This is a genomic window from Amycolatopsis tolypomycina, from assembly GCF_900105945.1.
GTDB lineage: Bacteria > Actinomycetota > Actinomycetes > Mycobacteriales > Pseudonocardiaceae > Amycolatopsis > Amycolatopsis tolypomycina.
The window spans coordinates 1-24,194 of record NZ_FNSO01000001.1 but is presented as its reverse complement, the minus strand read 5'-3'; the positions used below and the strand labels follow the sequence as shown (position 1 = coordinate 24,194).

The window sequence follows — 24,194 nt, the reverse complement described above, 5'->3', positions numbered from 1 at the left end:
GGATAGCCATACTTCTTTTGGGGGTCCGGGTGGCGGAGCCCCCGGCCGGGGCGAAGCCCCGAATGTCACAGCGCCGCCGTTCGCCCTATTGGATCTGCTGCATCTGGGCGCGGTAACCCTCCGCAAGCTCCTTGAGGAACTGCCGGGTCTCCTGGCGCTCCAGCGCGGCTCCACGCAGCCTGTCCCACGAGTCGACGAAGATGTTGAAGTCCTTGACGTCGTCGAGGTAGAGCCCGCCGGCGGAGTGCTCGATGTAGACGAAGTCGCGGGTGCGGTCCGGGAACCGCATGATCGTGAAGTCGTTGGGTACCGCGGCCAGCCGCGCGCCGAACGGCAGGACGTGCACGTAGACGCGCTGGTGCTTCTCGAGCGAGAGCAGGTGCTCGACCTGGTCGAGCATCACCGCGGGCGCGTAGCCGCCCGGGGCCCGGCGCAGGGCGCCTTCGCTGATGATGAAGCGGTAGTACGGCGGCTGCTGCTGCTCGAACACCGCCTTGCGGTCGAGCCGGTTGCGCACCAGCGACGTCACGTCGGTGGCGCCGAATTCGGTGAACTGCTTGAGCATGTAGTGCTCGGACTGCAGCGGGCCCGGGATGCGCTCACCGTGCCAGGTGAGGATCTCCGCGGCCGCGGGTTCCAGGTCGGTGAAGGTGCGGAACCAGTGCGGCACCACCGAGCGGTAGCCGGACCAGTGGCCGCGCTGCCCGGCGGCGGCCCGCGCCAGGTTCATCAGCGTGTCGGCCTCTTCGCCGTTGATCCCGAACGCGTTCAGCATCGATCGCACATCCCCGAGCTTCACCCCGACGGCACCGGACTCGATCTTGTTGACCTTGCCCTGGGTGCAGCCGAGGACCTCGGCGACCTGCTGCTGTGTCATCCGCGCCGCGGTGCGGGCATGCCGGAGCTCGTTCCCGAGCTGCTTCCGGCGCGAGGTGACGGTGCTGGCCATCGCCCTGCTCTCCCGGACCACTACCAAGCGACGGCGGCCTCCCGGTCGCCGTCGCGCGCGAACTATCGAACCCACCCAGGTTAGTGCTTCACCTTGCGGATCTCGATGATGACATCGCGCAGCGTTCCAGGAAACGTCGCAGATTGCCAGTCACCTGCGTTGTCACTCGCCTGGACCAGCGAAATTCCGAATTATTCGGCCAACCGGCGGAGCCCCTTCTGCGGCATAGTGGCCCCGTGACCGATCGCTCGCCCTCCGCCGCCGCCGTCACCCGCCTGGCCGACCAGGTCCACGGCTACGTCCAGCCGGACGGCTCCTGGTACATCAACAACTGCGGGTTCGTCGACGCCGGCGACCACACCGTCCTGATCGACACGTGCTCGACCGAGCGCCGGACGAAGGCGCTGCTCACGGCGGTCGAGTCGGCCACCGGCAGCCCGGTGACGACGCTGGTGAACACCCACCACCACGGCGACCACACCAACGGCAACTACCTGGTCGAGGGCGCGGCGGTGGTCGGCCACCGCAAGACGCGCGAGGTGATGGCCGCCGAGGGCATCCAGACCTACGAGGGCGTCTTCGTCGGCAGCGACTGGGGCGAGCTGCGGTCCCGGCCGCCCGAGATCGTCTTCGACGACCGGCTCACCCTCTACGCCGGCGACGTCGAGATCCAGCTGATCCACCCGGGTCACGCGGCCCACACGACCAACGACGTCCTGGTCTGGCTGCCCGCGCAGCGCGTGCTCTACGCCGGTGACCTGGTGTTCCACGGCGGCAGCCCGTTCGCGCTGATGGGCTCGGTGGCGGGCTGGCGGAAAGCCCTCGACGTCGTCCGGGAGCTGTCTCCCGAAGTGATCTTGCCCGGCCACGGCGGCCCGTGCGGACTCGACATCGTGGACAAAGTGGACGAATACCTCGCCTTCGTCCAGAAGACGGCCGAACGCGGGAAGGCGGCCGGGCTGTCGCCGCTGGAGCTGGCGAAGGAGACCGACCTGGGTGACTTCGCAGAGCTGAGCGAGCAGGAGCGGCTGCCGGGCAACCTGCACCGCGCGTACGCCGAGCTGGACGGCGCCGAGTGGGGTGCGCAGATCGACCTCGTGGCGGCGATCACGGACATGCTCGCCTTCAACAAGGGACCGATCCGCTGCTTCTCCTGAACTGAGTGAGCCGTCGCTCCGTGGCCTTCCTTGAGGCGTCGATCGGACTAGGGTCTGAATCGAGAGAGTTCTTCGGAAGGATTCGGATGAGCAAGAAGGCGAGCATCGGGGTCACCGGCCTGGCGGTCATGGGCCGCAACCTGGCCCGCAACCTGGCCCGGCACGGTCACACGGTGGCCCTGCACAACCGGTCCGAGGAGCGGACCCGCGCGCTGGTGGACCAGTTCGGCGACGAGGGCGACTTCATCCCGGCGTACTCCGCGCAGGAGTTCGTCGACGCGCTGGAGCGGCCCCGGCAGGTCGTGATCATGGTCAAGGCGGGCGGCCCGACGGACGCCGTCATCGAGGAGTTCGCGCCGCTGCTCGAAGAGGGCGACGTGATCATCGACGCCGGCAACGCGCACTTCGCCGACACGCGCCGCCGTGAGAAGGCGCTGCGCGAGCGTGGCCTGCACTTCGTCGGCAGCGGCGTCTCCGGCGGCGAGGAGGGCGCGCTGCACGGCCCGAGCATCATGCCCGGCGGCTCGAAGGAGTCGTACGAGTCGCTCGGCCCGCTGTTCGAGGACATCTCGGCGAAGGTCGACGGCGAGCCGTGCTGCACGCACATCGGCGCGGACGGCGCCGGCCACTTCGTCAAGATGGTGCACAACGGCATCGAATACGCCGACATGCAGCTGATCGCGGAGTCGTTCGACCTGCTCCGGCACGCCGGCGGCTACGCGCCGGCCGAGATCGCCGAGGTGTTCCGCACGTGGAACACCGGGCGGCTCGACTCCTACCTGATCGAGATCACCGCCGACGTGCTGGCCCACGTCGACTCCTCGTCCGGCAAGCCGTTCGTCGACATCGTCGAGGACGCCGCCGAGCAGAAGGGCACCGGCCGCTGGACCGTGCAGATCGGCCTCGACCTCGGTGTCCCGATCTCGGGCATCGCCGAAGCCGTCTTCGCGCGTTCGCTGTCCGGCTCGAAGGCGCTGCGCTCGGCGGCCCGCGGGCTCGGCGGTCCGTCCGCCGCGCCGCTGTCGGGTTCGGCGCTGGAGCGCTTCGCCGACGACGTCGAGCAGGCGCTGTACGCGTCGAAGGTCGTCGCGTACGCGCAGGGCTTCAACCAGATCCAGGCGGGCGCGACCGAGTACGGCTGGGACATCGACCTCGGCAAGGTCGCCTCGATCTGGCGCGGCGGCTGCATCATCCGCGCGAAGTTCCTCAACGACATCACCGCGGCCTACGCCGACGAGCCGGAGCTGCCGACGCTGCTGACGTCGGGCGGCTTCCGCAAGGCGGTCGAGGACGCGCAGGACTCGTGGCGTTCGGTGATCTCGACGGCGGTCAAGCTCGGCATCCCGACGCCGGGCTTCTCGACCGCGCTGGCGTACTACGACGGCCTCCGCGCCGACCGGCTGCCGGCCGCGCTGGTCCAGGGCCAGCGGGACTTCTTCGGCGCCCACACCTACCGCCGGGTGGACCGCGAAGGTTCGTTCCACACGGCCTGGGCCGCCGACGGCCGCCCGGAGTCCGACGCCTGACTCTGACCCGAGGGGCACTTTTACGTAAAAGTGCCCCTCGGGTCAGAGCAGTGTCACCAGCAGCAGCGCGAGCAGCGCGAGCAGCGCGGCGGCCAGCAGGAGTCTCACTGCCCGCGTGCGGCGAGGAGTTCCTCCAACACCTCCACGATCTTCGCCTCGGCCTTGTCCTTCTTGACGCCCAGGCCGTCGAGCACCTCGAAGCCGGCGCCTTCGCCCTGTTCCAGCAGCGCGAGCAGCATGTGCTCGGTGCCGATGTAGTTGTGCCCCAGCCGCAGGCCTTCGCGCATGGTCAGCTCGAGGGTCTTCTTGGCGGCGGCGGAGAACGGCACCACGTTCGGCACCGGGTCGACCGGCTCGGGCAGCCGCGCTTCGGCGGCTTCGCGGACGGCGTCGAGCTGCACGCCCTGGGCCAGGATCGCCCCGGCCGCCAGTGCGGCGGGCTCGGTCAGCAGGCCCAGCACGATGTGCACGGTGTCGATCTCGGGGCTGGCGTGCTCGGCGGCCGCCTTCTGGGCCTCGACGACGACGTGCCGCGCGCGGTCGGTGTAGCGGCCGTAGACGCGCTCGATGTTGCCGCCCGGGTCACCACTGGCGTCGACCTTCGGCACGAACCGCTTCTGGGCGGCCTGTTTCGTGACGCCCATGCTGGCGCCGATGTCCGTCCACGACGCCCCGGACCGGCGGGCCTGGTCCACGAAGTGGCCGATCAGGTGATCGGCCACTTCGCCGAGGTGCTGGCCCACGTAGACCGCGTCGGTCAGCTGCGCGAGGGCGTCCTTCTCGTTGTTGCTCTTGATGGCGTTGATGAGGTCGTCGAGCTTGATGTTGGTCGGCAAGGTCATGCGTCAACTGTAGGTTGACGCACCCGGTGCGTCAACCACGAGTTGACGATCTCAGGCGAACGGTAGCCCCACGTAGTTCTCGGCGAGGCTGGTCGCCGCCGCGCGCGACGACGTCGTGTAGCGCAGTTGCGACAGCTGCAGCTGCCGGGCGAAGCCGTCGGCGTGCGGGTCGGTGTGCAGCATCGTCGTCATGAACCAGGAGAAGTGCTCCGCCCGCCACACCCGGCGCAGGCACGTGTCCGAGTAGGCCGCGGCGAGGGATTCGTTGCCGCGCAGCAACGCTTCCAGTGCGCGTGCCAGCACCCGGACGTCGGCGATCGCCAGGTTCATGCCCTTCGCGCCGGTCGGCGGCACGATGTGCGCGGCGTCGCCGGCCAGGAACAGCCGCCCGTGCCGCAGCGGCTCGGCGACGAAGCTGCGCATCGGCGTGATGCCCTTGTCGAGGATCGGACCCTCTTTCAGCGTGAAGTCGCCCTCGACCTCCAGGCGCGCGGTCAGCTCGGCCCAGATCCGGTCGTCGGACCAGTTCGCCAGGTCGTCGTGGGGATCGACCTGGAGGTAGAGGCGGGTGATCTCCGGCGTCCGCATGCTGTGCAGCGCGAACCCGCGTTCGTGGTGGACGTAGATCAGCTCGTGGTGCGACGGCGGCGTCCGCGCCAGAACACCCAGCCACGCGAAGGGGTACTCGCGCTCGTACACCGTCAAACTGTCCGCAATGGACGGACGCGAGACGCCGTGGAAGCCGTCGCAGCCCGCGACGGCGTCACATTCGATGGTCTGCGCGTTGCCTTCGCTGTCGTGGTAAGCCACCCGCGGCCGCTCGGTGTCCACATCGGACAGCTCGACGTTCGAAACCTCATACGAGATCGGGTATCCGCGAGCCTCGTGCGCGTCGATCAGGTCCTTGACGATCTCCTGCTGCCCGTACACGGTGATCCGGCGACCGGTCAGCTCGGTGAGGGCGATCCGGTGGTCGGCGCGGTCGAACCGCAGCGACAACCCCTCGTGCGGCATGCCCTCGGCCGCCAGCCGCTCGCCGAGGCCCAGCGACGTCAGCAGCTCGACGGTCGGCTGCTCGCAGACGCCGGCCCGCACCCGCTGCCGGACGTACTCGCGGTCGCGGGCTTCGAGGACCACGCAGTCGATCCCGGCTTCGTGCAGCAGGAACGACAGCAGCAGCCCGGCCGGGCCGGCGCCGATGACGGCGACCTGCGTGCGCATCACGCGGCTCGCGACTTCAGGTGCGCCTTGAGGTCGAAGGCGCTGGCCTCGAGATCGGCGTACGCGGGCTTCGGCTCGGCGGTGAACAGGCGGCGCGCGGCGATGTGGTCGGCGGGCCGGTTCACCGACTCGACGGCGATGAGGACGTCGTCGCGGAAGGACAGCACGGAGAACTTGCCTTCGGCCGGGTCACCCGCGACCACGGTCCGGTCGGCGCCCGCGAGGAGACCGGCGATCTGCAGCTTCGCGCCTGCCTGGTCGGTCCAGAACCAGGGCAGGCTGGCGTAGGGCTCGGCGGTGCCGGTGATCGCCGCGGCGACGCAGCGGGCCTGGTCGACGGCGTTCTGCACGGACTCCAGCCGGGTCTCGGCGCCGGCCTGCACGCACGGGAAGTTGGCGCAGTCGCCGATGGCGAAGATCCGCTCGTCCGCCGTCCGCAGGTGCTCGTCGACGACGACACCGTTGCGCACCGGCAACCCGGCGGCCTCGGCGAGGGTGGTTTCGGGCACGACGCCGACGGCGACGACGACCAGGTCGGCGGGCAGCCGGGTGCCGTCGGTCAGCTCGACCTCGCGGACGCGGGAGTCGCCGTGCATCTCCGCGACGCCCTGGCCGAGGACGACCGTGTGCCCGGCAGTGCGGTGCAGGTCGGCGAAGTAGGCGGAGATCTCCGGCGTCGCGACGCGGTTGAGGAGGCGCTCCTGCGCCTCGACGATCGTCACCGGGCGGCCGGCGTGCGAAGCGAACTCCAGCCCGATGAACCCGCCGCCGGCGACGACGACGTGTTCGGCCTGCTCGAGGGACGCCCGCAGCCGGTCGGCGTCGTCGCGGGTGCGCAGGGTCAGCACGCCCGGCAGGTCCGCGCCGGGCACGGGCAGCGTCCGGTTGCGGGCGCCGGTGGCCAGGACGAGGAAGTCGTAGTCGAGTTCGCGGCCGTCTTCGAGCCGGGTCTTCCGCGCCTCGCGGTCGATGCTCTTCACGCGGGCTTCGACCAGCTCGATGTCCTTCTCGGCGAAGAAGTCCTCACCACGCAGGTGGAGTTGTTCGAGCCCGGCCGTCCCGGCGAGGTAGGCCTTCGACAGCGGCGGCCGCTGGTAGGGCACGCCCGGCTCGTCCCCGACCAGCACGACCCGGCCGCCGAAGCCGCGGTCCCGCAGCGAGGCGACGGCCTGAAACCCGCTCTGACCAGCACCGACGACGGCAACGGTGGTCATTCCTGCTCCTCACCCGATCCGGCAACCCTCGCTCTCATCCGACCACAACCGGCTCACGCCGTCGAGGACGCCCGCGGGGCGCCGAGCACCCGCGAGATCCCCCACGCCGCGGCCCGCACCGCCGGGACCAGCGTCCGCGGATCCGTCTCCGCCGGCACCACCACCGAAATGGCAGCCACCACCTTGTCCGTGGCGTCGCAGACCGGAGCCGCCACGGACAGGGCGATCAGCTCGATCTGCCCGTCACTGATCGCGTAGCCGTCCCGGCGCACGTCGGCCAGCACGCGCCGCAGCTGCCCGGGCTCGCCGATCGTCTTGGGCGTGAACGTCTTGAGCGGGCCGGCCAGGACGTCTTCCTGAGCTTCGGCGGGCGCGTACGCGAGGAGCACCTGCCCGACACCGGTGGCGTGCGCCGGCAGCCGCCCGCCGACGCGCGTCACGACGTTGACGGCGCCCCGCCCGGAGATGCGCTCGACGAAGACGACCTCGGGCCCGTCGAGCACGGCGAGCTGCACGTTCTGGTGCGTGGCCTCGTAGAGGTCCTCCAGGAACGGCATGGCGCTTTCCCGCAGCTCGGCCCCGTGCGGCGCGAGGGACGCGACTTCCCACAGCCACAACCCGACGCGGTAGCCGCCGGTTTCGTCGCGCACGAGCGCACCGCGCCGGGTGAGCTCACCGGCCAGCCGGTGCGTGGTGGAGAGCGGCAGCCCGGCCCGCCGGCTCAGCTCGGACAGCGTGAGCCGCGGCCGCTCGGCGGTGAAGGCGCCCAGGAGATCAAGGACCCGATCCACCACCGACGGCGGCCGCTGCGCGCTGTGTCTCACACTTCTTCGTCGTCCGGGAGCAACGGGCGCATGAACGTGCGCCGGTACCGCACCACGCACCCGCTTTCGTCGCGGATCTTGTCCGCCTCGATGAAGTCCGGGTCGACGCCGAACAGCTCGCGGTACCGCTCGTACGCCGCCAGGCTTTCGAAGCTGAACAGCGCCCTGGCTTCGTCGCTCGCCCCCTCCGCCGGCAGGAAGTAGCCGTGGTGGATGCCGCCTTCGCGCTGCACGAGCCGCATCCACGCCGCCGCGAAGCGTTCGAAGTCGGGCAGCTTCGCCGGGTCGATGACGTAGTCGACGACGCACGTGATCATCAGTGGCCGCCCCAGACGCGGTCGGCCGTCGCGACGATCAGCTCCAGTTTGCGCAGCTGGTCGTCCGCCGTCAGGTCGTTGCCCTCCTCGGTCGACGAGAACCCGCACTGCGGCGACAGGCAGAGGCGGTCGATGTCGACATAGCGCGAAGCCTCTTCGATCCGCCGGACCAGGACGTCCGGGTCCTCCAGCTCCGGCCGCTTGGTCGTGACCAGGCCGAGGACCACCTTCTTGTCCTTGGGCACGAACCGCAGCGGCTCGAACCCGCCGGAACGCTCGTCGTCGTACTCGAGGAAGAACCCGTCGACGGCCAGCTCGCCGAACAACGCCTCCGCCACGAATTCGTAACTCCCGGAAGCGGCCCACGACGACCGGAAGTTGCCGCGGCACAGGTGGGTCGTCACCGTGAGGCCCTCGGGACGCCCGGCCAGGGCCGCGTTCATCGTCGCGATGTTGCGCAGGTGCTGGGTGTCCGGGTCGCCGCCCATCCGCGCGACGAGCTCCCGCTGCGCCGGGTCGTTCAGGTAGGCGAGGCTGGTGTCGTCGAGCTGCAGGTACCGGCAGCCGAGGTCGTACACCGCACTGACCTGCGCGGCGTAGGCCGCGCTGAGGTCGGCGAAGAACTCCTCGAGGTCCGGGTAGACGCTCTCGCTGACCGCGGCCCGGCCGCCGCGGTAGTAGACCATGCTCGGCGACGGGATGGTCAGCTTCGGCGTCACGCCCGGGTCCACATGGGACTGCAAGAACCGGAAGTGGTCGGCGAAGATCGGTTCGTCGAGCCGCACCTTGCCGTCGACCTGCAGCCCCGGCGGGCTGAACTCGAGGTCGCCCGCCAGGTTGTGGAACTTGACGTGCAGCCGCTGGTCGCTCTTCGAGATGCCGCCGAGCGCGTAGATGAAGTCCATGTGCCACGAGCCGCGCCGGAACTCGCCGTCGGTCGCCGAGCTCAGCCCGGCCGCCCGCTGCATCTTGATCACGTCGCGGATCGCGTCGTCCTCGACCGCGCGGAGCTGCTCCGCGCCGATCTCACCGCTTTCGTGCCGCCGTCGCGCGTCGCGCAGCACCGGGGGCCGGAGCAGGCTCCCCACGTGATCGGCGCGAAACGGCGGGCCCACCTGGGAAATGCCACCCGAAGTCATGCACCGATGGTCACACATTCCCGGCCGTTGCGCCGCCCCCCGAAACATGATCATCACGCCCGTGACTTGCTACCGTCACCGGCACCGCGTTGGCTGTGCCGAAAACAGGGGGTTGGTCATGACGAAACACCCGGTCGACGAGGTCCTGCCCGCCGGGCGGCTGGCGCTGCTCGGCCTGCAGCACATGTCGATCATGTACGCCGGTTCGGTCGCGGTGCCGCTGATCGTCGGCAGCGCGCTGAAGCTCGACCCGGCGACGATCGGGCTGCTGGTCAACGCCGATCTGCTGGTCGCGGGCATCGCGACGCTCATCCAGGCCGTCGGTATCGGCAAGCTGCTCGGCATCCGGCTGCCGGTGGTGGCGGGCGCGACGTTCACCGTCGTCAACCCGATGATCCTGATCGCGTCCCAGTACGGACTGCCCGCGGTCTACGGCGCGATGCTCGCCTCCGGCGTGTTCGGGCTGCTCATCGCGAAGCCGTTCGCGAAGCTGATCCGCTTCTTCCCGCCGCTGGTCACCGGCACGCTGCTGCTGGTCATCGGCGTCTCGCTGCTCGGCCCGGGCGCGGCGATGATCGCCGGCCACGACACGACGTCCCCGGACTACGCGGCGCCGTCGCACCTCGGGCTGGCGTTCGGCGTGCTCGCGCTGCTCGTGCTCTTCACCCGCGTGCTGCGCGGATTCGCCGGCCAGATCGGGCCGCTGCTCGCGCTGGCGATCGGGCTGGTCGCGGCGATCCCGATGGGCCTGGTGCACTGGGACGGCCTGGGTGCGGCGGGCTGGTTCGGGCTGGCGTCGCCGTTCCACTTCGGGGCGCCGACGTTCCCGATCGCGGCGGTCCTGTCGATGTGCGTGGTCATGCTGGTGACGTTCACCGAGTCGACCGCCGACATGATCGCCGTCGGCGAGATCACCGGGCGCCGCCCGACCGACGCCGACCTCGCCCGCGGCCTGGCCACCGACGGCGTCTCGGCGGTGCTCGGCGGGGTGATGAACTCGTTCCCGGACACGGCGTTCGCGCAGAACGTCGGCCTGGTGCGGATGACCGGCGTGCGCAGCCGCTGGGTCGTCGCGGTGACCGGCGGGATCCTGGTGCTGATGGGCCTGGTGCCGAAGATCGGCGCGTTCATCGCGGCCATCCCGGAGCCGGTGATCGGCGGGGTCGCGGTGGTGATGTTCGCGATGGTGGCGGCCGTCGGCGTCCAGAACCTGAAGACGGTCGAGTTCTCCGGCAACCACAACACGTTCGTCGTCGCGGTGGCCCTCGGCGTCGGCCTGCTGCCGGCGTTCGCCCCGGACATCTTCAAGCACTTCCCGGCCTGGCTGCAGACGATCGGCGGCAGCCCGATCACGGTGACGGCGGTGCTCGCGTTCGTGCTGAACCTGCTGTTCAACCACCTCGGGCGGCGGCCGGAGCCGGACCTGCTCACCAGCAGATGATCACCAGGACGCACGACGGCTCGGCTCGAGGCGTGGTGGTCGGGGCCGGCGGGCGGGTGGACGGCGGCGGGTTCCCCGGCGGCGTCGTCGTCGCGGAACCCGTGGTCGAGGGGTCGGCGCCGGTCGACGTGGCGGTCGGCGCCGCCGTTCCGGTGCTGGTGCTTCCGATGGTGGCCGGGTCGCGGCCCGGCACCTCGGTGACGGTGCCGCGGTGCTCGTTCGACGCCGTGACGACGTCGCCGCCGGTGCCGCCGCCGATCCCGCCGTCCGGCGGCGAGTCCGTGGCCTGGTCGGCGCCACCCAGCCCGGTGGTGCGCTGCGGGAAGGGGATGACCTGGATCTGGTCGACCGGGGAGGCGTCCTGGCGTTCCTTGCCGCCGAAGGCGACCAGGGCGGCCGCGGCACCGCAGCCCACGATGACGGCGAGCATCACCGCGACCACCCGCCAGCGCGACTGCCCCGGTTCCGCACGATCGCCCCAGCCCTCGCGCACGAGCAGCTCGGCGACCGATACCTCGTCGTTCACCCCGACAGACCTTCCCGAGACGCCGTTCGGCCGACATCGTGGCCGTATTCTTACCGTAAAAAGACCCCGAACGGGTGAAGTAGCGGCAAAAATTCGTCACGTAATGCAAGATTTGACGGTGAGTGACATCCACAGCGTTTTCTAAGCTGACGCTCGTGATACTCCCAGCATGACGACCGAAGCTCGGGCCATGCTGCGGAGAGCGGACCAGCCCGTCGCCGTCGGGCGCCGCCCGTGGTCGTGGCTCCGGCACGTCCCCAACCCGAAGACGACGCCGTTCACCTTCGGCTACCTGGTCGTCCTGCTCGCCACCACGCTGGTGCTCGAGTTCGCCGACCCGGCGGTCACCGACCGGCTGCTCCAGCTGTCCAGCACGGACGCCCACAACCTGTGGCGGCGCCCGCTGACCTCGCTGCTGACCAGCGCGATCTGGTTGCCGGGCGAGAGCTGGCTGCCCTACGTCCTGATCTTCGCGCTCGCCGTCGCGCCGCTGGAACGCCGGTTCGGTGCCCGCCGCACGGCGCTGGTGTTCTTCTCGGGCCACGTCGTGGCCACGCTCGTCACCGAACTTCCGGTGATGGCCCTGATCAGCGCCCGGGTGCTGCCGGTCTCCGCCGGGCACTGGCTCGACATCGGGGTCAGCTACGGCTTCTTCACCACCGCCGGCGCCCTGGTGTTCCTGCTGCCCGGCCGCGCGCGGCTGGTGGCCCTGGCCGCCGTGGAGGCGTTCATCGCGCTGATCTGGCTGAGCGACGACCCGGCGACCTTCGACTCGATCGTCACGCTGCTCGGCCACGTGTTCGCCGCGCACTTCGGGCTGCTGTTCTGGGGGCCGCGGCTGCGTGCGCGCATCCCCAGGCCGGGCCCGGATTTCGCCGGGTAGGCAGGCGCCGGAGTCGGTGGTGTAATCGACGGGCCACACGCCGACTTCACGGGGGACGGACGCACATGCAGGCCGACTCGCTCGCCGAACTGGTGGAGCTGAGTCCGGACGCGATCTGCGTGCACGAGCACGGCGTGGTCACCTACGCCAACCGCGCGGCGCTCGAGACGTTCGCGGCCCGCTCCGCCGACGAGGTCGTCGGCCGCCGCTTCACCGACTTCGTCGCCGACGAGGCACGGGCCGCGGTGATCGAAAAGCTCGCCCACCTCAGGCAACGGGGGCAGGCGAGCGAGCCCGTCGAAGCGCTGATGTCCCGGTTGGACGGGAGCAAGTTCGCCGTCGAGACGGTGCTGGTGTGCCTCGGCGAGGTCACGTACCAGGTCGTCATGCGGGACATCACGGCGAAGAAGGCGGCCGCCGACGCCCTCCGCTACCAGGCCGCGCTGGTGTCGCACGTCAGCGACGCGCTGATCGCGACCACCGGCGAAGGGGTCGTGACCAGCTGGAACCCGGCCGCCGAGGCGGTGTACGGCTGGACCGCGGCCGAAGCCGTCGGGCGGCGGGCGAGCGAGCTCGTCGGCGCCCCGCTCGACCTGCCTGCCATCCGGCGCGGCGGCGGCGTCGCGGAAGCGGTGCACCGGCGGCGGGACGGCGCTCCCCTGGCGGTCCGCGTCTCGGCCGCCGAGATGAACGACGGCTACGTGCTCGTCTGCGCCGACGAGACCGCCCGGCGGCGGGCCGAGCAGAACTACCGCACGGTCGTCGCGTCCCTCGACGAAGGCGTGCTCGTGATGGGTCCGGGCGGGCTCATCGAAGCGGCGAACCCGGCGGCCTGCCGCATCCTCGGCGTCACCGAGGCCGACGTCATCGGCGTCCCGTGCCACACGCTGACGCTGTTCACCGAGTCCGGGCAGTGGATCCCACCGGAGGAGATGCCGTCGGTGCAGACCCGGCGGACCGGGGTCACGCACAACGGGCTGGTCGTCCGCCTGCGCCGGCCGGACGGCCGTGACGTCTGGGTGTCGCTGACCTCGCGGCTGCTCAACCCGGACGACCCGGCGGCGATGGCCGTGGTGACGTCGTTCACCGACATCACCGAGACCCGCGCGATCAGCGCGCAGCTCGCGCACGACGCCACCCACGATCCCCTGACCCGGCTGGCGAACCGGACCCTGGTGCTCGGCAGGCTCGACGTCCGCGAGCGGGGCGCGGTCACCGTGCTGTTCCTCGACCTGGACAAGTTCAAGGTCATCAACGACTCGCTCGGGCACTCGGTCGGCGACCAGGTGCTGCGGATCGTCGGGGAGCGCCTGCGCCGCAGCTCGGGCCGCGAAGACCTGGTCGGCAGGCTGGGCGGCGACGAGTTCGTCGTCGTCACCGCCGAAGTCACCGACCCGGGCGAGGTCCACGCGCTGGCCGAGCACCTGCGGGCCGCGCTGGCCGAGCCGATCGGCGTGCTCGGCAGGCAGCTGCACCTCGACGCCAGCATCGGCGTCGTGCTCGTCGGCCGCGACGACCGCCGCAGCGCCGAAGACCTGCTGCGTGACGCGGATGTCGCGATGTACCAGGCGAAAACGCTCGGCCGCGGCCGGCACCACTTCTTCGACGTCGGCCTGCGCGAGCGGATGCAGCGCCGGCTGCGGATGGAGCAGGACCTGCGCGACGCGGTCCACGACGGCCAGCTCTGGCCCGCCTACCAGCCGGTCGTCGACCTGCGAACCGGGGAGATGGTCGCGGTCGAGGCGCTGCTGCGGTGGACGCACCCCCGGCACGGCGCGATCTCGCCGGCGGAGTTCATCCCGCTGGCCGAGGAGAGCGACCTGATCAACGTGATCGGCAAGGAGATGCTGCGCGCGACGACCCGCGAACTCGCTGCGCGGCGCGCTCGTCAGGGCCTGGACCTGACGCTGAAGGTGAACCTGTCGACGCGCCAGCTCGACGACCCGCACCTGGTGCCCGCGGTGCAGGACGCGCTGGCGAGCACCGGGCTGCCGGCCGGCGCGTTGTGCCTGGAGGTCACCGAAAGCGCGTTGATGCGCGACGAGGAAGCGGCGGCCGAAGTGCTGGCGTCCCTGCGGTCCTTGGGCGTGCTGCTGGCGATCGACGACTTCGGCACCGGGTATTCGTCGCTCGCGCAGCTGCGCCGGCTGACGCTGGACACGCTCAAGATCGACCGTTCGTTCATCACCGGGATCGCCGAGTCGCGGGACGCGGAGGCGATCGTCACGAGCATCATCGCGATGGCCCACGCGGTGGACCTGACGGTGATCGCCGAGGGCGTCGAGTCGGCGGAGCAGCTGGAGCTGCTCCGCGCGCTCGGCTGCGACCAGGCGCAGGGCTACCACCTCGGCCGCCCGGTGCCGGCGGCCGAGCTGTTCGGTCAGTAGACGTTCTTCAGCCGCACCAGTTCGTCGTCGGTGAGCTCGACGCCGAGGTCCTTGAGGACGGCGTCGAGCTCGTCGGGCGCGACGGTGGTGGTTTCGCTGCTGCCATCGGGTTTTTCGACGGTGAGCTCACGGCCGAGGAGCCTGCGGCTGACACCGGGGTCGATCCGCATGATGACCAGGCGTCCGGTGAACGGCGACTTCGGGTGCGTCGACGTGTAGTGGTGGTAGACCTCGTAGTCGATGGGGTGCATCTCGTTGAGCCGGAACTCGAGGATGTCCTCGTCGCCCTTCTGCAGCGTCCACCACTCGCCGTTTCGCTTGATGCGGTGCAGCCACCCGGCCTGGTCGACTTCGTGGCCGTCGACGAGCGGCATGGGGTCGATGATCCCGGCCCCGAACCCGACGTCGGCGAGGAAGCTCCGGCCGTCGACGTCGACGACGAGCGTCATGTGCGTGTAGGGCCCGGGCCGCCGCGGCTGCACGCGCGCGGAAAGCCTGTGCACGGTGTAGCCGAGCTGTTCGAGGACGGCGGCGAAGAGGCCACTGTGTTCGTAGCAGTAGCCGCCCCGCCGCCGTCCGACGAGTTTCGCGCTCACGACGTCGAGCGAAATCCCTTGGTGCTGCCCGAGAACGACGTCGACGTTCTCGAACGGGATGGCCCCGACGTGTGCCCGCATGAGTTCTTCGAGCGCGCCTTCGGACGGCGCCCGCCGCGGCTGCCCGACGCGCGCGAGGTAGGCGTCGAGGTCGACGGCGCCGATGCCCCATTCCCCTTCGGTGGTCATGGTTCCATGGTGGACCCTCGACCTAGCTGGAGGTCAACCTTCGTGCACGACCTGCCGCACCTCGACGGCGGTGTACTGCGCGTCGGGGATCTTGCCGGCCAGCTCGACGGCGCGGGCCTCGCTTTCGACGTCGACGACGTAGTAGCCGCAGAGGAAGGCCTCGGAGTCGACGAAGCCGCCGGTCTTGGTGTGGACCACGCCGTCCTTGACCTGGACGGTTTTGGTCTCGGCGGGTTCGGCGAGCGCCTTGGTCTCGACCATCTCACCGGACTCGGTGACGAGTTCGATGAAGGCACCATGCCCTTCGTAGACGGCGTTCTTCTGGTCGTCGGTGAGGGTGGCCCAGAGGGTGGGGTTCATGTGGAGGGTAAGGACGTAACGCATGTCCGGCTCCCCGCGTGTGGGTGGCGGCCCCGTTCGGGCTGCCTTCGCCGGTGGGTCGAGGCCGCGTGGTCCGCCCGGACATGGGCGCCTGCGGTTCACTCGTTCGGCCCAGCAGCCGGACGTTCCCCAGCCACCGCGCCGGCTCCCGGAGTGCGGTGACCGCGAGCGTCTCGGCCAAGAGGTTCACCCCCGGCAATTCCGGGACCACAAGCACAAGAAAGCCGCCTTGACCTGGGTCAAGGCGGCTTCTTCAGGTGTGGCCAGGGCCGGGGTCGAACCGGCGACCTTCCGCTTTTCAGGTCTTGGGTTGTTGGTTCAGCACGGTCCGCGGAGAAGATCGATGCAGGTCAGCGCCTATTGAAGTCGGCACCGAACCCCCATGAACGGCAGTGGCTGAGACCCCCATTGAGCCCCTCCCAGCCTGGGCCGGGTGCAACATGGGAGCCGCGGACATCAACGCAGAGTGATGTCAGCACGGCCGGTAGGCCGTGATGCGGTGACCCTCGCCATGCTGCTGCGTCAGGGTCAAGTGGCCAAGCTGGGGCCCCGGATCGGGTCCGGGGACGCCAGCGAGGCCGCCGAAGTCGAGGGCGCAGGCGTCCACGGTGAGCGTGCTGGCTGGCCCGGGTTGGGTGGCCTGACCGGGCAGCCAGAGGCGGTTGACGTACCCGCTGGGGTCGGTGACCCGGGCAGCGAGTGCCCGGATGGCTCCGGCACAGTCGCCGCCACCTTGAGCGTCGGCGAGCTGACGTTGCGCGTCCGGGCTGAACACGAAGCACGCATCGGCGACCGCTTCGGGCGTGGGCCGGGTGATTCGTTCGGCGAGGAAGTTCACCATGCTGGCCGGGGTCCGCGGCAGGATGCGCGCCACGGCCTGTTCGTGCGCTTGGGCCTGCTGCTGACGCTCGACCTCGGCTGCCTGGGCCGCGTGCACCGCGAGCACCACCGCGGACGTCGCCAGCAGTGCCAGGCCGGCCACGGCGGCGGCAAGCACGTGCGTCCGGCGATGCTGCCACCAGCCCAGCCACGTTCCGGCGACCGCCGCGAACCCGAGCGCCCCGATTCCAGCGAGCAGACCCCACCACCACGGGTTGACGTAGCTGAGCAGGGCAGCATCGACCGCCAGCAGAGCCGTAGCGGTCATGTAGGCCGGCCCCAGCCGCTGACGAACTCCCGCCAGGGCGAGCACTGCGAGAAGTCCCACGCCGATTGCCCACGGCCACCACGGCCAGCCCGCCAACACCCCGAGCGCCAGCCCGGCGACGGCAGCACCCGACAGCAGTGGCCATCGTGCGGCCCGCTCAATCGCCGCCCAACGTGCCCGCCACGCCTCATCCCGCTGCATCGCCCGGCGGCCGGCTGCCTCCCACTTGTCGAAGATCGTTCCCTCGCCCATGTCGCCAGGATGCCCCGGTGAGCTGTGCGGCGTCGACCACCGCGGATCGTCCGTCATATCCAGGTGGACCCCCGCCCACCGGAGACGCAGGCTCAGCACGCTGCTGCTGGACGCCGATCGTCGGCGACCCGCGCCGCGGCCCAGTAGCCTGAACGAGTCACCGATAGGAGAACGGACGGCATGACACAGACCGGTCCCGCGCTCACGCCGGATTCCGCTGAGCGTGCGCTACGCGAAGCGTGCCAGGTCGCAGACCTCGACTGCGAATCCGCCTCCCTTATCCGCATGGGCGAAAACGCCATGTTCCGCTTGCAGCGCGACGTCATGGCGCGGGTGGGGCGCTCCGAAGAGGCCAGTCGCAAAGAGATTCGAATTGCCGCATGGCTCGAAACCGCCGACTTCCCGGCAGTCCGACTCGCCCGGCAAGCTCCGCAGCCAGTCCTCGCCTGCGGATTCGCTGTCACATTCTGGGAGTTCATTCGCGAGAGTAATGAACCGGTTGAATATCAAGATCTCGGCGAGATACTACGTCAACTGCACAATCTCCCCTCGAACGACACTCTCGCATTGCCACAATTCGAGCCTTTCCCCAAGGTGGCCGCACGCCTCGATCGGGCAAATGGAATTCCGGATGCCGACCTATCATTCCTTCGCAATCGGTCAATTGAGCTAGAGGCGAAATTCGAAGAACTCGATTTTGTTCTACCTCTCGGTCCAATCCATGGTGACGCGCATAACGGAAACCTCATGCGCGACGAGAATGGCATCGTTCGCCTGATCGATTTCGAGGATTTCGCATTCGGGCCACGCGAGTGGGATGTTGCCGTTGCGGCTGTGCGATACAAGGCATTCGGATGGCTCGACAAGGCGTCATATGCGGCATATGTCAGAGCCTACGGATTCGATCCGACCAAGTGGGCAGGCTTCCCTGTACTTCGCGCTATTCGCGAGCTAAACATGACGACATGGCTAATGCAACGAATGGGCGAGACGGATGAGCTGGACGCAGAGATCCTTCATCGCATCTCGGATCTACGCAATGAACAACTGCCGCGACAGTGGGGAATCTACTGACCCAAGCAGACTCTCGGTCTGTTCCGTGAAGTCGCGCACCGCAGACTCGGAAGAATGACCGCGAAGGCGCTTGCGGAAGTCGTGCAAGTAGGAAACGACACGGAAAGACTTCAGTTGCACGGCGGTGTCGACGACCCCTTGCGCCACTTTCACGGCTTCTTCTATTTCGTTAGCTTGAAGGTGCCCCGTTGCCAGTACTGTTCGACAGAATGAAAGGCTGCGGACATAGAGGTTTTTAGACGAAGAAATGGATTCCGCAGCGTGATGCACCGCCAAATCGGCCTGCCCTAAGTCTCGATAACAGTGGGCAAACTCGGCATGCAGCTCTGCATTGTCGAAATACGTGATCCATTCCGGATCCTTTTCGGGATCACTTTTTCCGAGCCATTGCTCGGCGGCAGCAAGTGCTGCAATCGTTTCCGCAGTCTTTCCCATTGACGCCAGCGCTCGGGCTTCCATCGCATAAAAAAGGGCATTGGTCGTCGCAGTGGCGTGGTCCCGAGCGCCAAATGCCGCACCGCGGGCGAGATGAACGGCACGTTCGAAATGTCCGAGAAAGTTTGCCTGATGACTCATCCCTGCGAGAATTCGCCCACACAACGCTTTATCGCCTGCCGCCCGCGCGAGCCTGAAAGCCAGAAACAGGTAATGCTGAGCTGCGCCGTGCTCGCCGATGTCGTATGCGGTCCAGCCCGCGAGCCGCGTAAGGGCCGCTACTTCTCGGAAGTATTCTCGTCCTATTGCGGTACTGGGTGAAACCGCGGGTAGCAGTGGAAGCACTTCCGTCTTGAGAAAAGTACCGACCATCGGTCGAGGTCGACCGCCGCCGTACCTGTAGTCCGCGTTCGCGAAGTAGGCCGTCGCATCCTTCACCACTTCGACGTCGACTTCGCCGATCGGTCGTGGCTCGACCGGAGCGTGCGGCTCGCTGTCCTCACCGTACGTCCACCGCGTCAGCAGACCGTCCCATGCCTCCGGCACGACTACCAGGCCCCCGGTCGCCGCGCCGTCGCGCAGCTCGTATGCGGCGAGCCGTTCGAGCGACGTCACGGTCGCTTCGATAGTCTCGGGGTAGTCCAAGGGGGACTCGTCTGGGGTGTTGCCCGGCCGGCCGCCGCCATAGCCGACGTCTTCGAGTGTGAGGCGGCGCTGGAGGCGCCCACTCAGCGCCTTAACGAGCACCTGGCAGGTTCGCGCGTTCGGACGCCTCGTTTCGCCGCTCAACCACTTGGCCACATTCGTGTGCGACGGCGCGATGGGCTTCCCGTTGTCGCGCTCGCTGATCATGCGCATGTGGTGCGCGAGGCTCTTCTGGCTGAGCTGGGCCTCCCGCATCAGGGCCGCCAGCTGGGTGTTCGGCACCCTTCCCTGTTCGTTCATCGCCCCTCCTCACCCCCAGTTAAACACAGGTGATCGGCAGGGGGCACAAACCGGACTCCTCCGAATGTGCCCCCCCTTGTGCCATGTGCCCCCGCTTGCGCCCTGATGTGCATGGGGGTCCATCCGCGAATCTGGTTTCAGCAAGGCGGCCCGGTCCGAACCGGACCAGCCAAACGACCACAAAGGAGAGATCATGGCGAAGAGTTCGTTCCCTGGGTTCAAGACCGGCGGCGGGGGCTGGAAGAAGTTCCTTTTCGGGCTGACCGTGCTCGTGGTGATCGTTATCGTGATCAAGTCTCCGATTGAGGCTGCCGCGGCCGTCGACACTGCCGCCGACAAGGGCGACGGCGCCCTCGACAGCTTGATCCAGTTCGCCCGCGCACTGTTCAACGGCTAGCCAGGACGGCGTTCCAACGTCTCGACACGCTCACGCAGGTCAGCCAGTTGGGCCGCAAGCTGGCTCAACGTCAGCGGCTCCGCCTGTCCCGCGTTCTCCGTGACGAAGACGCCAATCGACTGGCGCGCCACGAGGCGCCCTTCGTCCTGAAGGACCTTGAGCGCCCGTTGAACGGTGGCGACGGCGATGTCGTACCGGCCGGCCAACTCGCGATGAGTTGGCAGCTTGTCGCCCGGCTTTAGCTTCCCTTCCCGCATATCCCTTCGGATCTCGGCTGCCACTACTTCGAAGGGCGCTTGCCCAGCAGAGCTGTCCATAGCTCCAGATTAGTCCGCTTGTATCAGGTTGGGCTAGTTCACTCGATCGGCCTATCGTGCCTTTGAACTAGCTTGAGCTAGATTGAATGAGTCAACGACGGAAGGAACTGCCGATGAGGAACGCACGACCGAGCCGCCGCCAGATCGAGGCGGCGACGGATGACCTGGACTTCGACTACTTCGCGGACACGACCGGCCTGACTGGTGACGGCGTCCTGGCCGGGGGCTTCGAGGGTGGGGCCGAGCTGGTCGACCTGTACGCGGAGATGGCGGAGATCGAGGCCGCGCTGGCCGAGCTGGAGGCCCCGGTGGCCCGGGTGTACTCGCTGCCGGTTGTGGCCTCGCGTGAGCTGGGGGAGGTGGCCTGAGATGCGGAGCAGCACGGTTCGTGGGCTGGCGTTGTTCGCGGCGTTGCAGGCGACGTTCGCCGACATTCACCCGCTGTGTGACCAGTGGCTGCAGTCCAGTGAGGACGCGGCGGGCAAGGGCAAGCCGGGGCGGGAGGGTGCGCGGCACTGCGCCCGGCACGTGGCCAGCTACACCGCTGGTCAGGTGGGTGCGGCGGTGGCGGTGACGCGGGTGCTCGGGTTCCGGGTGCCGCTGCGGGCGCTGGCCACGGGGGTCGCGATCAACGCGGCCACGCACTACGTGATCGACCGGCGGGAGCCGCTGAAGGCGCTGGCGCGGCTGGCGGGGCAGCAGGGCTACGTCGAGCACGCGACGGTGCAGCGCCGCGACGGCGTGGTCGACGCCGCCGGGCCGGGGACCGCGCTGACGGAGCTGGACCAGGCCGCGCACCGCGCGATCGGCGTGGCCGCGTCGCTGGTCACCACCTGGATCGCCCTGCGCTACGGGAGGCAGTCATGACCGACCGCCTGTTCGTCCCGGCCGCGTTCGCCGGGCTGCTGGCCGGGATGCCGCCCGCGACGGCGTCGGCGTTCGACCGGCTGGACTGGCTGGACCGTACCTACGAGCGGCTGCGCCGCGAGGTCGCCGGCCCGCACGGGCTGAGTGCGATCCGGCTGGCCCAGTGGATCGACCAGGTCCGCCACGCCACGCACCGCGAGTTCTTGCAGACGATCGCGGCTGCCGGGTTCGGTCTCGCCGCCTGACCTGACCCACCACCGCGTTCCGGCGCCTTTTCCGCGCCATTCAAGCCATTCCGCATTCGTCCCGGGGCAGCGCCATGCCTGCTTCCGGCTGCACCGCACGAAAGGGACCGCTCATGACCGCCACGCTGACCACCGTGACCGCGGCCCGGTTTGCCGATCTGGCCGACACCCTGACCCGCAACGCCGCGCTGCTGAGCGCGGCCGGGCTGCCGGAGGTCGTGACCGGGGTCCGGGTGGCCGTCTACGGCGATGTGGCGGCGCAGCTGCGGTTGCTGGCCGAGGCCGAGCCCACGGCGGCCGAGGGGAACCCGCTGGTGCTGGTGCGTGAGGACGGTCCGGCGGTGGTGGCGCGCCGGTTCGAGATGCTGGCCGGGCTGCTGGCGGCCAACGCCCGGGTCCTGACCCGCGGCACCCGCGACGCGGTGATGCACCAGCGGGCCGGGGTCTACCGCGACGTCGCGGCGCAGGTTCGCCTGTTGGCCGCCGCGGAGCGGGAGGCCGCGATGGCGTCCCGGCCGCGCACCAGCCGGCCGCCCCTGTCCAACCTGGCCGGACCGTGCCCGGTCGCGGCAAAGGCGGCGAAGCGGGCACCGCGGGTGCGGCCGGAGTTCCTGGACGCGCTGGTGGCCGCGATCGCCAAGCGGCGCGCGCAGGGCTGGTCGGTGGCGCGGCTGACGCTGTGGCTGCGCACCACGCTGCGGGACCCGCAGACCGGGGCGGTGCACCCGTGTGCGGAGCGGTCGTTCGTCTCCTACGTCACCGCTCTGCTGACCGCCGCGCCGGTTCACCAGCTGCGCGCGGCCTGATCTTCTCCCTTGTTCTGCTCCACCCCATTGACGGAAGGACGTGTTTCACCATGGGCGTTTTCAAGAACGCGGTGCGCGCCAACGCCTCCGACGAGGCGGCGACCGCGACGGCGCTGCGCGACAAGGCCGAGGAACACGAGCGCAACGGCAACTACCGCCAGGCCGCCGTCTACAACAACGCGGCCGCCAAGGCCGACGAGCGCGCCGACGTGTGGCGGGACCTGCTCCGCTGACCCTCCGCCCTCTCTGCCAGCCCTCTTTCCTACTCCTGAAAGGACATTCGCCGTGTCGCTGCTCGGTTCGCTCGCCACCAAGATCGCCGCCCGCCTCGACGACCGGACCCCGGTGTTCTACGCCGCGGACATGGTCGCCTTCACCCTGCGGGGTGGGAAATGGCACGTGCTGGTGATCCAGCGCGGCTGGAACCCGCACAAGGGCAAGCTCGCCCTGCCGGCGGTCACGTCGAACCGGACGAGACTGCCCAGGAGGCGGCGGTGCGGGAGCTGGCGGAGGAAACCGGCGTCGCGGTGCCCGCCGGGGCGTTCGTGCGCCAGGTCGGGGTGTTCGACGCTCCCGGCCGCGACGCCCGGGGCCGCTACGTGTCGGTCGCCTACGCCGTGGTGCTGCCGGAGGAGGCACCCGACCCGGTCGCGGCCGACGACGCGGCGGCGGCGGAATGGATGCCGGTTCGGGTGGCGGTCAAGGTGGCGCGGGCGGGCGGGTTCGCGTTCGACCACGACCGCATGCTCTCCGCGGCGATCGTCGCGTGCAACCTGCCGCGGACGCTGCGCACGGAACTGGACCTGCGGGAGGAGCCGTGACACAGCTGCTGTTCCCCGCCACCGTCATCGTCGACGACCGCGGCGAGGTCGAAGGGGTCTGGGAGTACACGACCACCGACCCGTGGGCGGTCACCCTGCACCTCGGCCCGGTGTCGTGGCTGTTCGCCCGGGATCTGCTGCGCGACGGCCTCGCCGCTCCGGCGGGGACGGGCGATGTGCAGGTCACCCCGGACGTCGGCGGCGACCGCGATCGGGTGCTGGTGTGGCTGTGCCTGACCAACCCGGCGGTGAGCTCTCGGCCGCCCGCGGCACCGTCACCAGCCTGCTGGACGCCGCCTACGCCCTGGTGCCCGCCGGATGCGAGGCGGGCGCTGTCGACTGGCCGGCCGAATGGGCGCGCCTGGCCGACGGCCCCGCCACCGCCGCGTGACCCGGCCCGCTCTCGCGCACCACCGCACATCCTGCCCCTCATCGAATGTCCGGAAAGGACAGGTGTCTTCGCCATGCCCGCCAACACCCCCGACCACAACGACGACGGTTCGACGACCCCGAACCCGCCGACACCGCGCACGCTGGTGTGCGGGCAGTCCGGCCCGATCGAGCTGGCGATCTACTCCCACGACGACGTGATCGAGGTGATCGCCGACGACTCTCTCGAATACGGGGAATCACGCTCGCCCCGCGGCCGGGGACACCAGCCGCGAAACCGCCGCCTTGATCTCGGCGGCCACGATCGAAGCCGAAGGCCGCCGCTTCACCCTGCGCATGCCCCAGCCCGAGGGCGCCGGAGGCGGCGCGACGGTAGTCCGCTCCGACGGCCACGTGAGCATCCAGGCCGGGATCGTGACCGGGTCGGTCGTCGGAATCCAGTTGGGCACCATCGACGGCGACATGGTCGTCGGCGACGGCGTCACCATCGTCAACGGCACCGTCATCGCCGGTTCCGGCCGCTACACCGTCACCGGCGCCGGGGCGGCCCGCCGGGCGGGCCGGTCCGGATTACCGCCCGGGTGGCCCCGGGGTCATCGGTGATCCTGTCCGGGGTCACGCCGCACCTCACGGCGACCGGCCCGCTCGGGTTCGTCGACGTCGAGACCACGGCGGGGAACCTCGCGTGCGTCGATGCCACCACGGTGCGGGTGAAGACGATGTCCGGGGACGTGCACACCGCCCGCGCCGCGGAGGTGTCGGTCCGCACGGTGTCCGGGTACGTGATCTGCCGGGAACTGGCCGGGTCGGCGCAGATCAAAACGGTCTCCGGCGACATCACCGTCGACGCCGCCACCGACTCGACCGTGCGCGCCCGCTCCGTCTCCGGCGACATCGCCCTGACCG

Annotated in this window: 29 protein-coding genes and 1 pseudogene; 17 read left to right on the top strand and 13 right to left on the bottom strand. The window is 69.6% G+C overall.

The window, feature by feature from the left end; translation table 11 throughout:
• Positions 1-85: 85 nt before the first annotated feature.
• Complete coding sequence (locus BLW76_RS00145; protein ID WP_091303739.1) at positions 86-949, bottom strand: helix-turn-helix domain-containing protein; 864 nt, start codon at positions 947-949, stop codon at positions 86-88.
• A gap of 236 nt (positions 950-1,185) precedes the next feature.
• Here BLW76_RS00145 and BLW76_RS00140 point away from each other — a divergent pair, with 236 nt between their 5' ends.
• Complete coding sequence (locus tag BLW76_RS00140; RefSeq protein ID WP_091303737.1) at positions 1,186-2,106, top strand: MBL fold metallo-hydrolase; 921 nt, start codon at positions 1,186-1,188, stop codon at positions 2,104-2,106.
• Positions 2,107-2,192: 86 nt separating this feature from the next.
• A complete protein-coding gene (gndA, locus tag BLW76_RS00135; RefSeq protein WP_091303735.1) occupies positions 2,193-3,632 on the top strand; it encodes an NADP-dependent phosphogluconate dehydrogenase in 1,440 nt (479 codons plus the stop codon).
• 104 nt (positions 3,633-3,736) lie between these two features.
• Here the strand turns inward: gndA and BLW76_RS00130 are convergent, their stop codons facing one another.
• From BLW76_RS00130 to BLW76_RS00105, 6 genes are read right to left on the bottom strand one after another with little or no spacing between them, the layout of a single operon-like run.
• Positions 3,737-4,474, bottom strand: a complete 738-nt coding sequence (locus tag BLW76_RS00130; protein WP_091303733.1) for a Clp protease N-terminal domain-containing protein — start codon at positions 4,472-4,474, stop codon at positions 3,737-3,739.
• A gap of 51 nt (positions 4,475-4,525) precedes the next feature.
• Positions 4,526-5,695 (bottom strand): 4-hydroxybenzoate 3-monooxygenase, encoded by a 1,170-nt coding sequence (locus BLW76_RS00125; RefSeq protein ID WP_091303731.1) that lies wholly within the window; start codon positions 5,693-5,695, stop codon positions 4,526-4,528.
• Positions 5,695-6,909, bottom strand: a complete 1,215-nt coding sequence (locus BLW76_RS00120; RefSeq protein WP_091303729.1) for an NAD(P)/FAD-dependent oxidoreductase — start codon at positions 6,907-6,909, stop codon at positions 5,695-5,697. The genes BLW76_RS00125 and BLW76_RS00120 overlap by 1 nt, the downstream gene beginning before the upstream one ends.
• 53 nt (positions 6,910-6,962) lie before the next feature.
• Positions 6,963-7,733 (bottom strand): IclR family transcriptional regulator, encoded by a 771-nt coding sequence (locus BLW76_RS00115; protein ID WP_091303728.1) that lies wholly within the window; start codon positions 7,731-7,733, stop codon positions 6,963-6,965.
• The gene (locus BLW76_RS00110; RefSeq protein WP_091303726.1) at positions 7,730-8,050 is read right to left on the bottom strand and encodes an NIPSNAP family protein; all 321 of its coding nucleotides are present in this window, start codon (positions 8,048-8,050) and stop codon (positions 7,730-7,732) included. The genes BLW76_RS00115 and BLW76_RS00110 overlap by 4 nt, the downstream gene beginning before the upstream one ends.
• Entirely contained in the window at positions 8,050-9,189 is a 1,140-nt protein-coding gene (locus BLW76_RS00105; RefSeq protein ID WP_244169989.1) for a 5-methyltetrahydropteroyltriglutamate--homocysteine S-methyltransferase, read from the bottom strand. The genes BLW76_RS00110 and BLW76_RS00105 overlap by 1 nt, the downstream gene beginning before the upstream one ends.
• Before the next feature lie 118 nt (positions 9,190-9,307).
• Between BLW76_RS00105 and BLW76_RS00100 the strand changes: the two genes are divergently transcribed.
• Positions 9,308-10,630: a nucleobase:cation symporter-2 family protein gene (locus tag BLW76_RS00100; RefSeq protein ID WP_091303725.1), complete on the top strand. Its 1,323-nt coding sequence runs from the start codon at positions 9,308-9,310 to the stop codon at positions 10,628-10,630.
• Here the strand turns inward: BLW76_RS00100 and BLW76_RS00095 are convergent.
• Positions 10,617-11,156, bottom strand: coding sequence for a hypothetical protein (locus BLW76_RS00095; RefSeq protein ID WP_091303723.1), 540 nt, complete (start codon positions 11,154-11,156; stop codon positions 10,617-10,619). The two genes, BLW76_RS00100 and BLW76_RS00095, sit on opposite strands and share 14 nt — an antisense overlap.
• A gap of 169 nt (positions 11,157-11,325) precedes the next feature.
• Between BLW76_RS00095 and BLW76_RS00090 the strand changes: the two genes are divergently transcribed.
• A complete protein-coding gene (locus BLW76_RS00090) occupies positions 11,326-12,039 on the top strand; it encodes a rhomboid-like protein (RefSeq protein ID WP_244169988.1) in 714 nt (237 codons plus the stop codon).
• Positions 12,040-12,104: 65 nt separating this feature from the next.
• Entirely contained in the window at positions 12,105-14,426 is a 2,322-nt protein-coding gene (locus tag BLW76_RS00085; protein ID WP_091303720.1) for a sensor domain-containing protein, read from the top strand.
• On the opposite strand, the gene BLW76_RS00080 is transcribed toward BLW76_RS00085, so the two are convergent.
• From BLW76_RS00080 to BLW76_RS49380, 3 genes are all read right to left on the bottom strand, one after another.
• Positions 14,420-15,211 carry an arylamine N-acetyltransferase family protein gene (locus tag BLW76_RS00080; protein ID WP_091303719.1) on the bottom strand — a complete coding sequence of 264 codons (792 nt, stop codon included), beginning with the start codon at positions 15,209-15,211 and terminating at the stop codon, positions 14,420-14,422. The two genes, BLW76_RS00085 and BLW76_RS00080, sit on opposite strands and share 7 nt — an antisense overlap.
• Before the next feature lie 33 nt (positions 15,212-15,244).
• The gene (locus BLW76_RS00075) at positions 15,245-15,595 is read right to left on the bottom strand and encodes a YciI family protein (RefSeq protein WP_091303718.1); all 351 of its coding nucleotides are present in this window, start codon (positions 15,593-15,595) and stop codon (positions 15,245-15,247) included.
• Positions 15,596-16,064: 469 nt separating this feature from the next.
• Positions 16,065-16,991, bottom strand: coding sequence for a hypothetical protein (locus BLW76_RS49380; protein WP_244169987.1), 927 nt, complete (start codon positions 16,989-16,991; stop codon positions 16,065-16,067).
• Positions 16,992-17,171: 180 nt separating this feature from the next.
• Here BLW76_RS49380 and BLW76_RS00065 point away from each other — a divergent pair, with 180 nt between their 5' ends.
• On the top strand, positions 17,172-18,065 hold the full coding sequence (locus BLW76_RS00065) for a phosphotransferase enzyme family protein (RefSeq protein ID WP_091303716.1): 894 nt from the start codon (positions 17,172-17,174) through the stop codon (positions 18,063-18,065).
• Here BLW76_RS00065 and BLW76_RS00060 read toward each other — a convergent pair.
• On the bottom strand, positions 18,024-19,445 hold the full coding sequence (locus BLW76_RS00060) for an NsdA family TPR-like regulatory protein (RefSeq protein WP_244169986.1): 1,422 nt from the start codon (positions 19,443-19,445) through the stop codon (positions 18,024-18,026). The two genes, BLW76_RS00065 and BLW76_RS00060, sit on opposite strands and share 42 nt — an antisense overlap.
• Positions 19,446-19,638: 193 nt before the next feature.
• On the opposite strand from BLW76_RS00060, the gene BLW76_RS00055 reads away from it, so the two are divergent.
• Entirely contained in the window at positions 19,639-19,842 is a 204-nt protein-coding gene (locus BLW76_RS00055) for a hypothetical protein (protein WP_091303714.1), read from the top strand.
• On the opposite strand, the gene BLW76_RS00050 is transcribed toward BLW76_RS00055, so the two are convergent.
• On the bottom strand, positions 19,839-20,159 hold the full coding sequence (locus BLW76_RS00050) for a GntR family transcriptional regulator (RefSeq protein WP_091303712.1): 321 nt from the start codon (positions 20,157-20,159) through the stop codon (positions 19,839-19,841). The genes BLW76_RS00055 and BLW76_RS00050 overlap by 4 nt on opposite strands.
• A 113-nt stretch (positions 20,160-20,272) precedes the next feature.
• Here BLW76_RS00050 and BLW76_RS00045 point away from each other — a divergent pair, with 113 nt between their 5' ends.
• The 10 genes and pseudogenes from BLW76_RS00045 to BLW76_RS00005 form a co-directional block, all read left to right on the top strand.
• Positions 20,273-20,527: a hypothetical protein gene (locus BLW76_RS00045; RefSeq protein ID WP_091303710.1), complete on the top strand. Its 255-nt coding sequence runs from the start codon at positions 20,273-20,275 to the stop codon at positions 20,525-20,527.
• 1 nt (position 20,528) lies between these two features.
• Positions 20,529-21,026 carry a hypothetical protein gene (locus BLW76_RS00040; protein ID WP_091303708.1) on the top strand — a complete coding sequence of 166 codons (498 nt, stop codon included), beginning with the start codon at positions 20,529-20,531 and terminating at the stop codon, positions 21,024-21,026.
• Complete coding sequence (locus BLW76_RS00035; protein ID WP_091303707.1) at positions 21,023-21,271, top strand: hypothetical protein; 249 nt, start codon at positions 21,023-21,025, stop codon at positions 21,269-21,271. Before BLW76_RS00040 ends, BLW76_RS00035 begins: the two co-directional genes overlap by 4 nt.
• A 113-nt stretch (positions 21,272-21,384) precedes the next feature.
• On the top strand, positions 21,385-22,077 hold the full coding sequence (locus BLW76_RS00030) for a hypothetical protein (RefSeq protein WP_091303705.1): 693 nt from the start codon (positions 21,385-21,387) through the stop codon (positions 22,075-22,077).
• 50 nt (positions 22,078-22,127) lie between these two features.
• Positions 22,128-22,310: a hypothetical protein gene (locus BLW76_RS00025; RefSeq protein WP_091303704.1), complete on the top strand. Its 183-nt coding sequence runs from the start codon at positions 22,128-22,130 to the stop codon at positions 22,308-22,310.
• Between the two features lie 159 nt (positions 22,311-22,469).
• Complete coding sequence (locus BLW76_RS00020) at positions 22,470-22,898, top strand: NUDIX domain-containing protein (protein ID WP_341866458.1); 429 nt, start codon at positions 22,470-22,472, stop codon at positions 22,896-22,898.
• Positions 22,844-23,068, top strand: a pseudogene (locus BLW76_RS49375) (SsgA family sporulation/cell division regulator); the annotation flags it as partial. The gene BLW76_RS00020 and the pseudogene BLW76_RS49375, both read left to right, overlap by 55 nt.
• Before the next feature lie 59 nt (positions 23,069-23,127).
• Positions 23,128-23,289, top strand: a complete 162-nt coding sequence (locus BLW76_RS48260; protein WP_167384406.1) for a hypothetical protein — start codon at positions 23,128-23,130, stop codon at positions 23,287-23,289.
• 284 nt (positions 23,290-23,573) lie between these two features.
• Positions 23,574-23,891: a hypothetical protein gene (locus BLW76_RS00010; protein WP_091303701.1), complete on the top strand. Its 318-nt coding sequence runs from the start codon at positions 23,574-23,576 to the stop codon at positions 23,889-23,891.
• Positions 23,888-24,194 (top strand): DUF4097 family beta strand repeat-containing protein (locus tag BLW76_RS00005; RefSeq protein WP_167384407.1); only part of this gene is annotated, 307 nt, incomplete at its 3' end. The genes BLW76_RS00010 and BLW76_RS00005, both read left to right, overlap by 4 nt.

What these genes read in the sequence shown, in the direction of transcription:
- BLW76_RS00145 (WP_091303739.1), bottom strand. Translation starts at nt 949, where the DNA reads ATGGCCAGCACCGTCACCTCGCGCCGGAAGCAGCTCGGGAACGAGCTC.
- gndA (WP_091303735.1), top strand. Translation starts at nt 2,193, where the DNA reads ATGAGCAAGAAGGCGAGCATCGGGGTCACCGGCCTGGCGGTCATGGGC.
- BLW76_RS00130 (WP_091303733.1), bottom strand. Translation starts at nt 4,474, where the DNA reads ATGACCTTGCCGACCAACATCAAGCTCGACGACCTCATCAACGCCATC.
- BLW76_RS00125 (WP_091303731.1), bottom strand. Translation starts at nt 5,695, where the DNA reads ATGCGCACGCAGGTCGCCGTCATCGGCGCCGGCCCGGCCGGGCTGCTG.
- BLW76_RS00120 (WP_091303729.1), bottom strand. Translation starts at nt 6,909, where the DNA reads ATGACCACCGTTGCCGTCGTCGGTGCTGGTCAGAGCGGGTTTCAGGCC.
- BLW76_RS00110 (WP_091303726.1), bottom strand. Translation starts at nt 8,050, where the DNA reads ATGATCACGTGCGTCGTCGACTACGTCATCGACCCGGCGAAGCTGCCC.
- BLW76_RS00105 (WP_244169989.1), bottom strand. Translation starts at nt 9,189, where the DNA reads ATGACTTCGGGTGGCATTTCCCAGGTGGGCCCGCCGTTTCGCGCCGAT.
- BLW76_RS00100 (WP_091303725.1), top strand. Translation starts at nt 9,308, where the DNA reads ATGACGAAACACCCGGTCGACGAGGTCCTGCCCGCCGGGCGGCTGGCG.
- BLW76_RS00090 (WP_244169988.1), top strand. Translation starts at nt 11,326, where the DNA reads ATGACGACCGAAGCTCGGGCCATGCTGCGGAGAGCGGACCAGCCCGTC.
- BLW76_RS00085 (WP_091303720.1), top strand. Translation starts at nt 12,105, where the DNA reads ATGCAGGCCGACTCGCTCGCCGAACTGGTGGAGCTGAGTCCGGACGCG.
- BLW76_RS00080 (WP_091303719.1), bottom strand. Translation starts at nt 15,211, where the DNA reads ATGACCACCGAAGGGGAATGGGGCATCGGCGCCGTCGACCTCGACGCC.
- BLW76_RS00075 (WP_091303718.1), bottom strand. Translation starts at nt 15,595, where the DNA reads ATGCGTTACGTCCTTACCCTCCACATGAACCCCACCCTCTGGGCCACC.
- BLW76_RS49380 (WP_244169987.1), bottom strand. Translation starts at nt 16,991, where the DNA reads ATGGGCGAGGGAACGATCTTCGACAAGTGGGAGGCAGCCGGCCGCCGG.
- BLW76_RS00065 (WP_091303716.1), top strand. Translation starts at nt 17,172, where the DNA reads ATGACACAGACCGGTCCCGCGCTCACGCCGGATTCCGCTGAGCGTGCG.
- BLW76_RS00060 (WP_244169986.1), bottom strand. Translation starts at nt 19,445, where the DNA reads ATGAACGAACAGGGAAGGGTGCCGAACACCCAGCTGGCGGCCCTGATG.
- BLW76_RS00055 (WP_091303714.1), top strand. Translation starts at nt 19,639, where the DNA reads ATGGCGAAGAGTTCGTTCCCTGGGTTCAAGACCGGCGGCGGGGGCTGG.
- BLW76_RS00050 (WP_091303712.1), bottom strand. Translation starts at nt 20,159, where the DNA reads ATGGACAGCTCTGCTGGGCAAGCGCCCTTCGAAGTAGTGGCAGCCGAG.
- BLW76_RS00045 (WP_091303710.1), top strand. Translation starts at nt 20,273, where the DNA reads ATGAGGAACGCACGACCGAGCCGCCGCCAGATCGAGGCGGCGACGGAT.
- BLW76_RS00040 (WP_091303708.1), top strand. Translation starts at nt 20,529, where the DNA reads ATGCGGAGCAGCACGGTTCGTGGGCTGGCGTTGTTCGCGGCGTTGCAG.
- BLW76_RS00035 (WP_091303707.1), top strand. Translation starts at nt 21,023, where the DNA reads ATGACCGACCGCCTGTTCGTCCCGGCCGCGTTCGCCGGGCTGCTGGCC.
- BLW76_RS00030 (WP_091303705.1), top strand. Translation starts at nt 21,385, where the DNA reads ATGACCGCCACGCTGACCACCGTGACCGCGGCCCGGTTTGCCGATCTG.
- BLW76_RS00025 (WP_091303704.1), top strand. Translation starts at nt 22,128, where the DNA reads ATGGGCGTTTTCAAGAACGCGGTGCGCGCCAACGCCTCCGACGAGGCG.
- BLW76_RS00020 (WP_341866458.1), top strand. Translation starts at nt 22,470, where the DNA reads ATGGCACGTGCTGGTGATCCAGCGCGGCTGGAACCCGCACAAGGGCAA.